General features: G+C 73.5%; 15 protein-coding genes and 1 riboswitch. Of the genes, 7 read left to right on the top strand and 8 right to left on the bottom strand.

The features are described 5' to 3' along the window. The coding region (thiM, locus tag E4P41_RS18945) for a hydroxyethylthiazole kinase (RefSeq protein ID WP_135142797.1) at positions 1-698 on the bottom strand (698 nt) is incomplete at its 3' end. Further along, positions 689-784, bottom strand: a riboswitch (TPP riboswitch). It overlaps the preceding gene by 10 nt. Positions 785-969: 185 nt before the next feature. Between thiM and E4P41_RS18940 the strand changes: the two genes are divergently transcribed. Further along, a complete protein-coding gene (locus E4P41_RS18940) occupies positions 970-1,434 on the top strand; it encodes a hypothetical protein (RefSeq protein WP_135142796.1) in 465 nt (154 codons plus the stop codon). Positions 1,435-1,555: 121 nt separating this feature from the next. On the opposite strand, the gene E4P41_RS18935 is transcribed toward E4P41_RS18940, so the two are convergent. The 4 genes from E4P41_RS18935 to E4P41_RS18920 form a co-directional block, all read right to left on the bottom strand. Further along, the gene (locus E4P41_RS18935; protein WP_135142795.1) at positions 1,556-3,283 is read right to left on the bottom strand and encodes a helicase; all 1,728 of its coding nucleotides are present in this window, start codon (positions 3,281-3,283) and stop codon (positions 1,556-1,558) included. A gap of 92 nt (positions 3,284-3,375) precedes the next feature. Continuing rightward, entirely contained in the window at positions 3,376-3,579 is a 204-nt protein-coding gene (locus tag E4P41_RS18930; RefSeq protein ID WP_135142794.1) for a hypothetical protein, read from the bottom strand. Between the two features lie 29 nt (positions 3,580-3,608). Then, on the bottom strand, positions 3,609-4,034 hold the full coding sequence (locus E4P41_RS18925) for a TA system VapC family ribonuclease toxin (RefSeq protein WP_135142793.1): 426 nt from the start codon (positions 4,032-4,034) through the stop codon (positions 3,609-3,611). Beyond that, positions 4,034-4,258 carry a ribbon-helix-helix protein, CopG family gene (locus E4P41_RS18920; protein WP_135142792.1) on the bottom strand — a complete coding sequence of 75 codons (225 nt, stop codon included), beginning with the start codon at positions 4,256-4,258 and terminating at the stop codon, positions 4,034-4,036. The genes E4P41_RS18925 and E4P41_RS18920 overlap by 1 nt, the downstream gene beginning before the upstream one ends. Positions 4,259-4,331: 73 nt before the next feature. On the opposite strand from E4P41_RS18920, the gene E4P41_RS18915 reads away from it, so the two are divergent. Next, positions 4,332-5,165, top strand: coding sequence for an alpha/beta fold hydrolase (locus tag E4P41_RS18915; protein ID WP_135142791.1), 834 nt, complete (start codon positions 4,332-4,334; stop codon positions 5,163-5,165). 160 nt (positions 5,166-5,325) lie between these two features. Here the strand turns inward: E4P41_RS18915 and E4P41_RS18905 are convergent, their stop codons facing one another. Together E4P41_RS18905 and E4P41_RS18900 are read right to left on the bottom strand one after the other, a co-directional pair. Continuing rightward, positions 5,326-5,577: a CopG family transcriptional regulator gene (locus E4P41_RS18905; RefSeq protein ID WP_135142790.1), complete on the bottom strand. Its 252-nt coding sequence runs from the start codon at positions 5,575-5,577 to the stop codon at positions 5,326-5,328. Between the two features lie 28 nt (positions 5,578-5,605). Beyond that, positions 5,606-8,866 carry a DEAD/DEAH box helicase gene (locus E4P41_RS18900; RefSeq protein ID WP_135142789.1) on the bottom strand — a complete coding sequence of 1,087 codons (3,261 nt, stop codon included), beginning with the start codon at positions 8,864-8,866 and terminating at the stop codon, positions 5,606-5,608. A 445-nt stretch (positions 8,867-9,311) separates the two neighbouring features. Here E4P41_RS18900 and E4P41_RS22370 point away from each other — a divergent pair, with 445 nt between their 5' ends. Next, positions 9,312-9,614: a hypothetical protein gene (locus E4P41_RS22370; protein WP_209307803.1), complete on the top strand. Its 303-nt coding sequence runs from the start codon at positions 9,312-9,314 to the stop codon at positions 9,612-9,614. 55 nt (positions 9,615-9,669) lie between these two features. Here the strand turns inward: E4P41_RS22370 and E4P41_RS18890 are convergent, their stop codons facing one another. Beyond that, positions 9,670-10,884 (bottom strand): HNH endonuclease signature motif containing protein, encoded by a 1,215-nt coding sequence (locus E4P41_RS18890; protein ID WP_167761178.1) that lies wholly within the window; start codon positions 10,882-10,884, stop codon positions 9,670-9,672. A 331-nt stretch (positions 10,885-11,215) separates the two neighbouring features. On the opposite strand from E4P41_RS18890, the gene E4P41_RS22810 reads away from it, so the two are divergent. The 4 genes from E4P41_RS22810 (at position 11,216) to pgm (ending at position 13,708) form a co-directional block, all read left to right on the top strand. After that, positions 11,216-11,317 carry a hypothetical protein gene (locus E4P41_RS22810; protein WP_280661241.1) on the top strand — a complete coding sequence of 34 codons (102 nt, stop codon included), beginning with the start codon at positions 11,216-11,218 and terminating at the stop codon, positions 11,315-11,317. Positions 11,318-11,325: 8 nt separating this feature from the next. Further along, entirely contained in the window at positions 11,326-11,463 is a 138-nt protein-coding gene (locus tag E4P41_RS22805; RefSeq protein WP_209307802.1) for a hypothetical protein, read from the top strand. A gap of 118 nt (positions 11,464-11,581) precedes the next feature. Continuing rightward, on the top strand, positions 11,582-11,995 hold the full coding sequence (locus tag E4P41_RS18880) for a DUF4190 domain-containing protein (protein ID WP_135142786.1): 414 nt from the start codon (positions 11,582-11,584) through the stop codon (positions 11,993-11,995). Positions 11,996-12,079: 84 nt separating this feature from the next. Next, complete coding sequence (gene pgm / locus E4P41_RS18875) at positions 12,080-13,708, top strand: phosphoglucomutase (alpha-D-glucose-1,6-bisphosphate-dependent) (protein WP_135142785.1); 1,629 nt, start codon at positions 12,080-12,082, stop codon at positions 13,706-13,708. Positions 13,709-13,852 lie beyond the last annotated feature (144 nt).

The following is a 13,852-nucleotide window of genomic DNA, read 5'->3' as shown; positions in this document are numbered from 1 at the left end:
CCGATCTCGGCCCGCTCCGCGGCGACGGCGACGTGCGCGTGCGCGGCCACGGTGCCGGTGAGCGGGTCCTCCGTCGCGGCGACGTAGGCGGCGACCAGGCCGCCCAGCGCGCAGCCGGCGCCGGTGGTGCGGGTCAGCAGCGGGGAGCCGCCGCCGACCCGGACGGTTCGGCGTCCGTCGGTGACCAGGTCGACCTCGCCGCTGACCGCCACGACGCCGCCGGTGCGGATGGCGAGCTCGGCGGCGGCCCGGGCGGCGTCGTCGGCGCTGTCGGTGCTGTCCACGCCGCGGCCGCCGCTGCCGGCGCCGACCAGGGCCATGACCTCCGAGGCGTTGCCGCGGACCACGGTGGGACGCAGCCCGACCAGGTCGGTGGCCAGCTCGGTGCGGTAGACCAACCCGCCGACGGCGACCGGGTCGAGCACCCAGGGCGTTCCCGCGGCGTTCGCCGAGCGCACCGCCAGCCGCATCGCCTCGGCGGTGCGCGCATGCAGCGTGCCGACGTTCACCAGCACCGCGGAGGCGACCGCGGCGAAGTCGCCGGCCTCCTCGGGGGCGTCCACCATCGCCGGGGCGGCGCCTGCCGCCAGCAGGGCGTTGGCGGTGATCGTCTGCACCACCGTGTTGGTCAGGCAGTGCACCAGGGGGGTGCGCGCGTGCAGCGCCGCGCGGGCGGCGCGCAGGTCGACGGAAGACATGCCGGCATCCCTTCGCCAGTGTGAACTGGAGCAGGTTCGACGGGTGTGCTCTCAGTCCCCGGTCGGGGACACCCCGTGCCACGTGCTCCCCGAACGTAACACCGCCCGGCCGTCCGGCTCTCGAAGAGCCGGGGTCACCAACCCGCGATGATCATGGGCTCGTTGCGGGCGACACGCCGCCACCCGGCGCGGCGGGCGGCAACGATCCCATGATCGACACAGGAGTCCTGCGTCTCCGTGTCGGCCTCCGGTGTCCGGGTAGGGGGGCGCGATGAAGAGGAAACAGGTGTCGACCGGTGACCTGATCGTGCGCGGCGTCGTCGCGGGGGTGGCCGGGACCGTCGTCATGACGGTTTTCCAGAAGCTCGTCGAGATGCCGCTCACCAAGCGCGGTGAGAGCTACGCCCCGGCCGACTTCGCCGAGAAGGTGACACCGGTTCACCCGAGCACTCCCGGCGGCCGTCGGCGCCTGAACTGGGTCACCCATGTCGCGCTCGGGACCATGTGGGGAGCGGCGTACGGGGTCGCCGCTGCGCGGGGCCTGCGCGGGCAGAAGGCGGTCAACGCCGTCTTCGGCGTGGTCTACGTCGGCGACGTCGCGCTCAACACGGCACTGGGGCTGTACCACCCGAAGGAGTGGTCGGCCAAGGAAGCGCTCGTCGACGTGGTGGACAAGTACGTCCAGGCCCAGGGCACCGGCGCGGTCTTCGACCGGGTCCTCGACCCGGCCAGGTAGCCGAGACCTGTACCGCCGCGACCACATGCTGTCGATCATGGGGTCGGTGCACGCAGACACGCGGCGGATGGGGCGTCGCACAGCAAGAATCCCATGATCAACCGGAGGTGGGTCTGCCGGCTCAGGCGTCGGTGAGCGCGGTCGGCGGCAGCCAGTCGGCGTCGAGCAGTTCGGCGATCTGCTGCAGCGCCGAGGTGTCCGCGCCGGCGGTGGAACCGCTGACCGCGAGCCGCTCGACCATCACCCGCGCGACCTGCTCCTCCACGGTGTCCTCGGCGAAGGCCACCCGCCAGGGGGAGACCTGGCCGTCGCGGTGGGTGCGGCCGGTCACCTGGCGGGCCTGGATGCCGGAGAAGCGCGGCTGGTGGAACAGTCCGACCCGCTGCCCGGTGGACGCTGTGAGACCCGAGGGCAGCAGCTCGCCGGCGTGCAGGCTGATCGACGCGGTCACGGTGAAGACGCACACCGGTGCGGCGCCGGTCTGGAAGCGCAGCCGCTCGGCCTCGACGTCGAACCGGTCCCGGCCGTAGATCGACGCCACCGCGATGCCGGCGTCGAGCAGCGCCTCGCGGATCGGGTCGGCCGCGGTCTCCACGAACTCCACCGACACCGCGACCTGCCGCTCGGCCTCCACCTGCGCCCGGATCCAGTCGACGGTGGCCTGTGCACGGATCAGGCCGGCCTTCTGCCGGAACCGCAGCAGCGCCGCCCGGCCCCGCGCGGTCTGCCGGGCGCGGCGGGCCAGCCGCATCTCGGCCCGGAACTCCTGCCAGCCCGATTCGTACGCGGCTCGCTCGGCCGGCGTCAGCGCCACCGGCGTCCCGGTCACCGACACCGGCCCCCACGGCGCCGACCGATGGAGGGTCGCCGGCGGGTCACCGTCGTCGAGCCAGCCCTGCAGCCGGGCGAGGTCGGCGCGGCGGGCGTCGGCGTCCTCCGTCCACGCCCAGCCGTAGCGGCCACGTTCCACGTGGAACCCGTGCTCGGCCAGCTTCGCGGGCAGGTCGGCCCAGGCCCTGATCGGCTCGCCGGCGCGCTGGGCGAGCTGCGGCGCCAGGTAGGGCAGCTCGAGCGGGGTGTGCGCCGGGGTCGCCGTCGCGGCGATCACGAACGGCACGTCCTTGGCTCGTCCGGCGCCGGAGACGGCCTTCCAGTGCTTCCACCGCTGGGTCGTCGTGTGCCGGACCATGTGCGCCTCGTCGGCGATCACGACGTCGAAGGGCAGCTTCGACACCTTGGCCAGCCGGTCCCACGTGGTCACGCACCAGCGCAGCCCTCCGTCGCCGAAGCCGGCGATGGACCGGGCCCAGTGCGGGATGGTGATCGCCGCGGGGCGGTCGGCCACGACGAGGACCCGCGTCCCACCCCTCGTCTCGCAGATCTCCCGGGCGGCCAGGACGGTGGTCCCCGTCTTCCCCACCCCGGGGTCGTCCCCCAGCAGGAAGACGCGGTGACCGGCCGCGGCGGAGGCGACGACGGCCTCCGCGCCCGTGGCCTGCTCCTCGCGCGGGACCAGCGGCCGACCGGGCGGGACCGGCCGGGGCGTGGCGTTGAGCTCGTCCTCGAGGAAACGCTCGAGGGTGTACGGCGGCGGGTCGTAGGGAGCCAGCTCCGGAGGCAGCTCACGGCCGACCCACACGTGTACCTGCAGATCGGGTCGCCACTGCGCGCCCGGCGCCGGCGCCCGGAACGGGACGGCGAGCACCCACACCCGCTCCCCCGGGCCGGCGACCAGCCGCTCGGGCGCCGGCTTCGCACCGTGGCGCGCCAGGGGCTTCCGCCGGGCGGCCGTCGGGGTGCGGGTGGTGCTGGTCGAGCGGCTCGTCGTCCGCCGGCGCCGTCCGGGCATGGATGTGCTCCCCCTCGGTCGGTTGACAGCCCCGGGAGCATCGCAGCGAGGAACGAGCGAGGAGCGGACCGGGGCGCGGAAGCCGACCAGCGTCATCGTCGGTCGACGACGGTAGGGCGGCCGCGCGGCGCAGCCGGCGGGACGCGCCCGGACGCCGGCTGCCCGCCGTCCGTGGCCAGTCGTCGGGCCAGCTGCTCGGTGTTCCGGCGGCTGATCGCCTCGGTGACGGCGGCCCGGCGGCCACCGGCTCCGGCGGCCTCGCCATCGGCCTGCAGCGCGGTGCTCGTCGGTGACACGCGCGCCGCACGATGACCATCGGGCGGGGTCACTGCAGCGGGTTGGTCCAGCGGACGTCGGGGAACTGGGCGAAGTCGCTGTCCGCGGACGCGACGACGAGGCCGTGCTCGATGGCGAGGGCGGCGAGCTGGGCGTCCGGGACGAGGTTGCCGGTGACCCCCGTCCGCCGGAGCAGGGCGCCGAGGACGGCGGCGGTCCGCTCGGTGGCCGGTGGCATCCAGACGACGTCGACGTCGAGCCACTCGGCGGCGTAACCCCAGGCATCCTCGGCGGTCAGGGGACGGCGGATCACCCGCGGGTGCGTGACGATGCGGACGAAGGCCCCGATCGTCTGCCACGGCAGCCCCACCCGGCTGGAACCGTTGAGTGTCGCCTCCCACCACGCGCGTGCCGCGTCGTGCTGCGGCGCGGCGTCGTTGACCGCGTACAGCAGCAGGTTGGCGTCGACGAGCATCAGGGCACCTCGTCGAGCAGGTCGAGGACCTCGCCGATGTTCCGCACGTCCACGGTGAACTCCAGGCTCGTCGTGCGCTGCCGGAAGCGACGTGCGCTCCGGCGCTGGCTCAGGCCGGCGCGGGCGAGCCGGTTGACGGCGTCGCTGAGGCCCAGGCCCTCCTCCCGACGGAGCCGTTCCACCGCCGCCATGACGTCGTCGTCCAGGTTGACCGTCGTCCGCATCCGCCCAGGTTAACGTCATGACGCGTGGGCCTGCGCATCACGATGCGTCGCAGCGGCGTGGTGAGATCGTGCCGTGAGCAGTGAGGAGCGGCTGCACGCCCGCACGCTGGGCCAGGCCGGACCGCGGGTGGTCTTCGTGCACGGGCTGTTCGGCCAGGGCAAGAACTGGACGACGATCGCCAAGGGCCTCTCCGGCGATCACCGGGTCGCCCTCCTCGACCTGCCCAACCACGGGCACTCGCCGTGGACCGAACGGGTGGACTACGTCGACATGGCCGACCTGGTCGCCACGGAGCTGGGGTCGTTCGGGGAGCCGGTGACCCTCGTCGGCCACTCGATGGGCGGCAAGGTCGCCCTCCAGCTGGCGCTGCGCCACCCGGAGCTGCTGTGCGCGCTGGTCGTCGTGGACGTCGCCCCGGTCGAGTACCCCGTCTCCGGCGGCCGCACCGACGACCCGGACGAGGAGGCATCCCCCTTCGCCGCCTACATCGCCGCGATGCGGGCCATGGACCTCGACGCGCTGGAGACCCGCGAGGACGCCGACGCCGCGCTGCGCGCTGCCGTCCCGAGCCGGATGGTCCGCTCGTTCCTCTTGCAGTCGCTGGTGCGGGAGGGGGCCGGCGGCGGCTGGCGCTGGCGGGTCAACCTCGAGCTGCTCGAGCGCGACCTCGGCGAGCTGCGCGGCTTCCCCGATCCGCCGCCGGGCGCGACCTACGACGGGCCGGTGCTGTGGATCGCCGGGGCGGACTCGCACTACGTGCTGCCCCAGGACCGCGCGCGCATGGACGAGCTGTGTCCGAACACCCGGCTGGTGCGGGTCAAGAACGCCGGCCACTGGGTGCACTCCCAGCAGCCCGAGGTCTTCCTCCAGGCGCTGCGGCGGTTCCTCGACCACGTGGAGCGCTGACCGGCCCCGCTCCACCGGCGGGATCCGGCCTCTGCGGGCGGAATCGCGCCGGCACTGCGCCGAAGACGCCGGCAGAGCGGAGTGCCGGCGACGAGGAGCCACTCCCCGGCCGCCGGTACGCCCCGCAGGTGGGCGATGAGGACGTCGCTGTCGAGCAGGATCACCCGCGGCGCACCCGCGCCAGATGGGCGGCGCGCTGGTCCGGCCCCCGGGGCGGCACGTCGTCGTCGGCGCAGACGCCGAACGATGCACGGATGGCAGCCAGATCGCTCTCCAGGTCCGCCGGCGTGGCCGAGATGCCACGATCGACGAGCCGTCGGACGAGCTCTGCACGCGAGAGGCCCTGTGCGCGGGCGATCTCGTCGAGGGCGGCGGTCTGGGCGTCGTCCAGGTAGATGTTGGTCCGACGCATACACCGGAACATGCATCGAGCGGGCAGCTCAGGTGAACAGGCCGGTGATGTCCTCGGCGGTCAGCGGGCCGGAGAGCAGCGCGTCGTCATCCATCACCCGGGCGAAGAGGTCCTGCTTGCGGGCCTTGAGCTCCATGACCTTCTCCTCAATGGTGCCGGCGGCGACCAGCCGGTAGACCATCACGGTCTTGTCCTGGCCGATCCGGTGAGCCCGGTCGACCGCCTGGGCCTCCACCGCGGGGTTCCACCACGGGTCCAGCACGAAGACGTAGTCGGCCTCGGTGAGGTTCAGCCCCGCCCCGCCGGCCTTGAGGCTGATGAGGAACACCGGCGCCCGGCCGGAGCGGAACTCCTCGATCCGTGCCGCGCGGTTGCGGGTGCGGCCGTCCAGGTAGGCGTACGGCAACCGCTCGCCGTCCAGCCGGTCGCGGACGATCCGGAGGAAGCCGGTGAACTGGCTGAACACCAGCGCTCGGTGCCCCTCGGCGACCACCTCGCGCAGGTGCTCCAGGAAAGCGTCGACCTTGCTGGCGGGGATGCCGGCGTACTCCTCGTCGATCAGCGCGGGAGCCAGGCTCAGCTGACGCAGCAGGGTCAGGGACCGGAAGATGGTGAACCGGTTCTTGTTCAGGTCGCCGACCAGGCCGAGCACCTTGCGGCGCTCCTGCTGCAGGTGGGTGTCGTAGACCTTGCGGTGCTTGGGGTCGAGGACGACGTCGAGCACCTGCTCCTGCTTGGGCGGCAGCTCGGCGGCCACCTGCTCCTTGGTGCGCCGGCGCATCAGCGGCCGGATCCGCCGGCGCAGGGTGGCCAGCAGCTCCGGCGCGGTGCCCCGTTCGATGGGGACGCGGTAGAACTCGCTGAAGCGCTGCGGGTTCGGGAAGAGCCCGGGCGCGGTGATCGACAGCATGGACCACAGGTCCATCAGGCTGTTCTCCAGCGGCGTGCCGGTGATCGCCAGCTTGAACGGGGTCGGCAGCCGCCGGGCGCACGCGTAGGTGCGCGCCTGGTGGTTCTTGACGAACTGCGCCTCGTCGAGCACGAGCCCGCGCCAGGGCAGGTCCGAGTAGTCGTCGTACTCGATGCGGAAGAGCGCGTAGGAGGTGATCACCACGTCGGCCCCGGCGACGGCGTCGGCCAGCGGGACGCCGCGGCGGCGCTCGGTCGCCTCCACGGTCACCACCCGCAGCCCGGGCGCGAAGCGGGCCGCCTCCCGCGCCCAGTTGGACACCACGCTCGTCGGGGCCACGACGAGCACCGGCGCGGTCAATTCCCCGGCTTGGTGCGCCCGGCACAGCAGCGCGAGGGTCTGCACGGTCTTCCCGAGCCCCATGTCGTCGGCCAGGATGCCGCCGAGGCCGGCGTCCCAGAGGAAGGACAGCCACCCGTAGCCCTCCTGCTGGTAGGGCCGCAGCTCGGCGGCCAGGCCGGACGGCGGCGCGGGCGGGGTGGCGACGTCGACCTCGAGCAGGCCGGAGACGCTGCGCCCCCACCGCTCGCTCTGCTCCTCCACCACCCCCAGGGAGGCCAGTTCCTCCCAGAGCCCGGCCTGGTACCGGCTGATCCGCAGCCCCTCGCCCTCGACCTCCTGCAGCGCCCGCGCCTCCTCGATCAGCCGGCGCAGCTGCTCGAACTCCGGCCGCCGGACGTCGAACCAGGTTCCGCTCGGCAGCAGCAGATGCTCCTCGTCCGAGGCCAGCGCGAGGAACAGCGCGGCGAACGGCACGTCCTCGCCGTCCACCGTCACCGTGACACCCAGGTCGAACCAGTCGGTGTCCCCGGTGTCGGTCGCCGACACCTCGATCCGTGGCGGCGACGTGGCCTGCCGGAAGTCCGGCGGGGTGCCGGTCTCCTCGACGACCACGTCGTCCCGCTCCCGGAGGACGGGCAGCACCTCCTCGGTGAAGACGACGGCGTCCATGCCGCGCAGCTGGGCCGTCGGTGCCAGCTGCCGCTGCTCGACGTCGTCCCACAGCGGGGGCAGCAGCCGGCCGGGCAGGGTCAGCCCGTCGAGCAGCGCGTGTTCCGCCGGCCGGTCGCGCACCGACTCCGCCTGCTCCGCCGACTCGTGCAGGGGCAGCCGGCGACGCTCGCCGCCCGTCTCGTACTGCATCGACCAGGCCAGAGTGGTGCGGTGGTCGGGTGCGTAGCCGACCTCGAGCGCCAGCCGGGGCGGGACGATCTCGGGCAGCTCCACCGAGCGGTCGGCCGAGGTGACCGGGACCACGCGTCGCAGCCCGGGATAGAAGTCGCGCAGGAACCGGTCGACGTCGGCGGCGGGGATCGGCAGGTTCGTGCCCCTGGTGAGCAGCCCGGAGACCGCCGCGGTGGTCCGCCTGGCCAGCGGCGCGAGCAGCAGTCCGTCCGGGGCACCGTCGACCGCGATGCCGTGCGCCGGCGTGCCGAGGAACATGGCTGCCGACGCGGGCAGCGCCGCTCCCTGGACGGTGACCACCGGCGCGAGCAGGGCGTCGCCCTCCGGTGCGGACCGGTGCAGATCCACGGCGACGTCCGCCGGCGCCTGGGCGAGACGGACCGGTCCGGGGCTGCCCTTGGCCGGCACCAGCGGCACACCGCTGGCCACGGCGTTCTCCAGCGCCGGCCACAGCGCGGGACCGAACTCGTGCAGGTGGACCGGGACGTCCCCGTAGGCGTAGTAGGACTCCCTGCCGGCCTGGTGGGTCGCGTAGAGCTCCCGGACGGCGGCGACGTGCGCCGGCACGAACGAGGAGCGCCCGTAGTCGTACTGCAGCTGACGCCACGAGATCCCGGTGCGGACCCAGGCGCCCTTCTTCCCGGGCACCGCCGGCCGGATGCGGACCAGGGAGCCGCCGGTCGAGGTCATAGCCCGGGAGCCGTAGGCGTGCGGCGCCGCCGCGGCGGCGACCAGCTCGAACTGCAGCGCGATCGGGGTGCCGGATGCCGGTGAGCTGGTCGTGGCCTGCAGGAGGTCGGTGAGCGAGCGTTCCCAGGCCGGTGCGGCCACCGGGCCGGAACCGCGCAGCGCATCGCGAGCGGCCAGCATCACGGCGGTGACGTGCTTGCAGTCCTCGCCGACCGGGCAGGTGCACTCGCCGTACCACCAGCCGTCCGTGAAGGTGACGATCACGGAGTACGGGGCCTGATCCGTGCCCTGCACCGTGGCGAACAGCAGTCCCCGGCCCCGCTGGATCGTGATGTCAGAGACCCGCTCGTCACGGACGTAGGCGACGGCGCGACGGTACGTATCGGCACCGACGATGTCCCGGATCGTGGCGTCGGACAGCCGGCTGATCTCCGCATCGAGCACCCGACCAGGCTAGGCCGCACCCATTCGGCTGCGGATCCGACCGACGGGACGCCGGTGGCGTCACCGCACTCCGTAGCCGGAACGGCCTGTCGTGCCGATGACATGGCCGGCATGGGGAACGCCAGTCAGCTGACCGCTGAGCAGCGTGCGCGCGTGCTCATCGACCGACGACTCTTGATGGCGGGCTGGGCGGTTCAGGACGGAGGCCCGGGCGAACCTGGCCTGGCGGACCGGGTGGACCCGAGGTTCGAGATCGCCCCAGGTGACGTTCTCGTGAGTCGTGCGAACACGACCGCCTACGTCGGTGCACCGGTGTTGGTCCGGGCCACGCCCCAGCGGCGACTGCTCAGCGACAAGAGCCTCCGCCTGGCTCCTCGCTCGGACGTGAACCGGGAGTGGCTGGTGACAGAGCTGTCGGCACCGAGCCCGCCGGCAGATCTCCGCGGTGGCGACCGGGACGAGCGACTCGATGCGCAACGTCTCGCAGAAGAACCTCCTCGTCGTCCGGGTTCCGTGGGTCCCCGAGGCCGAGCAGGAGGCGATCGCCCGCCGTCACACGGAGGTTCAGGAGGCTGCAGTGCGGCTGTCCGAGGGGTTGCGTCTCGGCCGTGAGCGGTCCAAGGCACTGCGCCGGGCGCTGTTGGAGGCGGCCTTCTCCGGGCGGTTGACCGGGCGCAGCACGGACACCGAAATCGTCGAGGAGATCGCCGCGCAGCAGGCGACTGACCTGCTCGCGCCAGTGAGGTGAGGACCGGCATCGAAGGGCCGGCTGGGAACGGAACGGCGGCGAGCCGCCGCCGTGGTCAGGGGCCGGCCCGGCTGAGGATCTCGGTGCCGTCGGGTCGGTACGTGTGCCAGTGGCTCGTTCCGGGGTCGCGCGCGATGGCGAAGCCGCCTTCATGTACCGACGTGTGGTGCCGCTCGCACAGCAGCGCGCCGTTGTCGCAGCTGGTGGGGCCGCCGTGGGCCCAGTGGACGACGTGGTGGTAGTCGCACCACTCCGGCGGGGCGTCGCAGCCGGCGAAGACGCAGTGACCGTCGCGGATCTCGACCGCCCGCCGGATGGCCGCGTTGGCCGTGCGCTGGGCGCGGCCGACGTCCAGCGGCAGCCCGTTCGGCCCGACGATGACCCGGGCGACGCTGGCGTCGCAGGCCAGCCGGCGCGCCGTCTCCGGGGTGATCGGCCCGGCCCAGCCCAGCTCGCCGCCGGCCACACCGGGGGCGCCGCGCTCGGCGCACAGGGCCATCCAGTCGATCGTGACCCGCACGTGCGGACGTTCTCCGCGGACGTCGGGCAGCGAGCCGCCGTCCAGGGCTCCGCGGGCGAGGGCCACCAGCGCGTCGCCCTGCCGCTCGGCGTGGCCGCGGGTGTCGCCCGCTGGGCGGTCGCCGTTCATCAGCGCGGCCAGGGCGGTGTGCAGGTACTCGCCGCCAACAGCGTCCAGGTCGCCGCGCAGGTGCACCCGGCCGTCGAGGCCGGAGGCCATGGTGAACCGGCGGCGGGTGTCGGCCGCGTCGTCGAGCGCTCCGTCGGGGTCGACCCCGGCCACCCAGCGCGCCACACCCTTGGCTGTCTCCTCCGGCGCCGTCTGCCGGGCCAGTTCGGCCAGGATGCGATCGGTCTCCCCCAGCTCGATGCCCGCCTCGGCCGCCTTGGCAACCCGAGATGGCGTCATGGCCTTGGTGATCGCCCGCGCGTGCGTGGCCGTGATCTCGCCTGCGGCGAAGGCGGCGGCCGTCGCGGGCAACTGCTCCAGCCGGCGCCCGGTCGAGACGATCGCGGTGGCCTCGGCCGGTGCCAGCCGGCAGCTGCCGCGCAGCCAGCCCTTCATCGACACCGCGCCGTCGCGGCGGTAGGACTCCCGGCGGTCGGCCGTTCGTACCGCGGACGTCAGCGCGGCGGCGACCCGGTTAGCGGTGACCGACAGCTCACCGACCAGGTCGAGCAGCGCGTCGTCGGACAGCTCGGCGAGGTCGAGCTCGGCCAGCCCGTCGAGGGCGGAGCGCAGTTCGGACACCTCGCCCTCCTCCCACGGTCCGGCACCGGATCGACAGGTCGAACATACGGCGGGGGTACGACAGAACTCGCAGGTCAAGCGGCACATCGGTGAGAATCTCGGGCCGGATGCACACCTCCTTGCATCGCCGGTGGCCAGCGTTCCCATGACTCCGGGCAAGGCTGGCTCCGGAGGGCTCCCTCCGGCGGCGGGGGTCTTCCGCAGTCGCTGCTCGAGTCCCTGACAAGAGTCCCGCGACCAGGGCCGGGGGCGAGAAGCACGCCGCCAGCCGGGCGGTGCCGTCGACGAGCTGGCGAGGAACGGCCGCGCGGCCGTCGTCCTCCCCGACAACGTGCTCTTCGAGGGCGGTGCGGGCGAGACCATCCGGCACAAGCTGCTGCGGGACTACGTGCACACGCTGCTCCGGCTGCCGACCTCGATATCACCGGGCTGAAGGAAGCGTTGCTGGAGGACGTCGACGACCTGCCCGCACCCGAGGTCATCGCCCGGGAGATCATCGACGACCTCACCGCCGCGCTGGCCGAGTTCGTAGCCGTGGCCGCCGCCCTGGAGGGAGCGAACGCCGCCGATCCGGCGTAGACCTCCTCGTCCATGCTCTCCCCAGTCGGGGTGGCCGGGCTGCGCGCCGCGCCCCGCAACTCCTGACCGGCCGTCACCATGTGGTCGACCGCCGGACGCAGTGATCAGGAGCGAGCAGATGGCACACGGAGGTGCGCACCCCCAGAGTGCCGGTGACCCGTACGGCACACCGCCCGCGTGGGGGCAGGAGCAGGCACCGTACGGCGGCGGGTACCCGCCGCCCTACGGGTACCAGGCCCCGCTCCCGCCGGGGAGCGGCTGGCCGGGGACCTCCGGCCAGCCGTACGGCTGGGCCTACCCGCCGCCGCAGCGCACCAACGGGCTGGCCATCGCCTCCATGGTCCTGGGCATCCTCTGGCTGTACTGGATCGGCAGCATCCTGGCGCTGGTCTTCGGCTACGTCGCGAAGAAGCAGATCCGCGAGCGGGGCGAGACCGGGGGCGGCATGGCGACGGCCGGCATCGTGCTCGGCTGGGTCGGCGTGGGGTTCCTGCTGCTGTTCCTGTTCATCGGCGTCGCCTCCTCCGTCTGAGCCGGCCGGCGGCCCGGGCACCCCGCAGCCGGCCCCGTGCCCACCGGGTCGCGGGGGCAGCCGGTGCAGGGCCAGGATCGGCGCATGACCGACCCCCGCGCCGGACAGCCCACCCAGCCCAGCGACCTGATCGACGTCGCCTCGCTGGTCACCGCCTACTACACGCTCGAGTCGGACCCGGCCGAGCCGGCGCAGCAGGTCGCCTTCGGCACCTCCGGGCACCGCGGATCGGCGTTCGACCGGGCGTTCAACGAGGCGCACATCCTCGCCACCACCCAGGCCATCTGCGAGTACCGCGCGGGCCAGGGGTACGACGGGCCGCTGTTCCTCGGCCGGGACACGCACGCCCTCTCCGAGCCGGCCTGGGCCTCGGCGCTGGAGGTGCTCGCCGCCAACGACGTGACCGTGCTCGTCGACTCCGCCGACCGGTACACGCCCACCCCGGCGGTCAGCCACGCGATCCTGCGGGTCAACCAGGGCAGGACCTCGGGGCTGGCCGACGGCATCGTCGTCACCCCGTCGCACAACCCTCCCCGCGACGGCGGCTTCAAGTACAACCCGCCGTCCGGCGGCCCGGCCGACACCGACGCGACGAAGGCGATCGCCGACCGCGCCAACGAGCTGCTGCGTGCCGGGCTGGACGGTGTCAGGCGCGTGCCGTTCTCCCGAGCCCGGGCGACCGCGCAGGCGCACGACTTCCTCGGCGACTACGTCGACGACCTGCCGTCGGTGCTCGACCTCGACGCGGTCCGCGACGCCGGCGTACGCATCGGGGCCGATCCGCTCGGCGGGGCCGGCGTCGACTACTGGGCGGCGATCGCCGAGCGGCACCGGCTCGACCTCACCGTCGTCAACCCGCTGGTCGACCCCACGTGGCGGTTCATGACGCTGGACTGGGACGGCAGGATCCGCATGGACTGCTCGTCGCCGAGCGCCATGGCCTCGCTGATCGGCAAGCGGGAGCAGTTCCAGATCGCCACCGGCAACGACGCCGACGCCGACCGGCACGGCATCGTCACCCCCGACGGCGGGCTGATGAACCCCAACCACTTCCTCGCGGTAGCGATCGCCTACCTCTTCGCCCACCGCGAGGGCTGGTCCCCCGACACCGCCGTCGGCAAGACGCTGGTCTCGTCGTCCCTCATCGACCGGGTGGTGGCGGGCCTCGGCCGGCCGCTGGTCGAGGTCCCGGTCGGCTTCAAGTGGTTCGTGCCCGGGCTGCTCGACGGGTCGGTCGGCTTCGGCGGCGAGGAGTCCGCCGGCGCCTCGTTCCTCCGGCGGGACGGCGGCGTGTGGACGACGGATAAGGACGGCATCCTGCTCGCGCTGCTGGCCAGCGAGATCCAGGCCGTGACGGGACGGTCCCCCTCGCAGCTGCACGCCGAGCTGACCGAGCGGTACGGGGAGTCGGCCTACGCCCGCGTCGACGCCCCGGCCAGCCGCGAGCAGAAGGCGGCGCTGGGCAGGCTGTCGCCGGAGGACGTGACGGCGACCGAGCTGGCCGGCGAGCCCATCACCGCCAAGCTCACCCGCGCCCCGGGCAACGACGCGCCGATCGGCGGGCTCAAGGTCACCACGGAGAACGCCTGGTTCGCCGCCCGCCCGTCGGGCACCGAGGACGTCTACAAGGTCTACGCCGAGTCCTTCCGCGGCCCCGACCACCTCGCCCAGGTGCAGGAAGAGGCCAAGGCCGTCGTCACCGCCGCGCTGTGACACCGTCGTCCTACCGGACGACACCGCGGCCAGGTGCCGTCCCCCCGTCGGGCCGAGCCTGACCGTCGCTCGTCGCGGGACCCTCCGGGCCCCACTCCTCACGACACCGCGGCCAGGTGCCGTCCCCCCGTCGGGCCGAGCCTG

The organism is Geodermatophilus sp. DF01-2, from assembly GCF_004571065.1.
GTDB lineage: Bacteria > Actinomycetota > Actinomycetes > Mycobacteriales > Geodermatophilaceae > Geodermatophilus.
Note: the sequence above shows the minus strand (reverse complement) of the source record. Positions and strands in the feature narration are given on the sequence as shown.

Bases quoted from the DNA above. Each gene is read 5' to 3' on its own strand.
- E4P41_RS18940 (WP_135142796.1), top strand. From the start codon at position 970: ATGAAGAGGAAACAGGTGTCGACCGGTGACCTGATCGTGCGCGGCGTC.
- E4P41_RS18935 (WP_135142795.1), bottom strand. From the start codon at position 3,283: ATGCCCGGACGGCGCCGGCGGACGACGAGCCGCTCGACCAGCACCACC.
- E4P41_RS18925 (WP_135142793.1), bottom strand. From the start codon at position 4,034: ATGCTCGTCGACGCCAACCTGCTGCTGTACGCGGTCAACGACGCCGCG.
- E4P41_RS18920 (WP_135142792.1), bottom strand. From the start codon at position 4,258: ATGCGGACGACGGTCAACCTGGACGACGACGTCATGGCGGCGGTGGAA.
- E4P41_RS18905 (WP_135142790.1), bottom strand. From the start codon at position 5,577: ATGCGTCGGACCAACATCTACCTGGACGACGCCCAGACCGCCGCCCTC.
- E4P41_RS18880 (WP_135142786.1), top strand. From the start codon at position 11,582: ATGGCACACGGAGGTGCGCACCCCCAGAGTGCCGGTGACCCGTACGGC.
- pgm (WP_135142785.1), top strand. From the start codon at position 12,080: ATGACCGACCCCCGCGCCGGACAGCCCACCCAGCCCAGCGACCTGATC.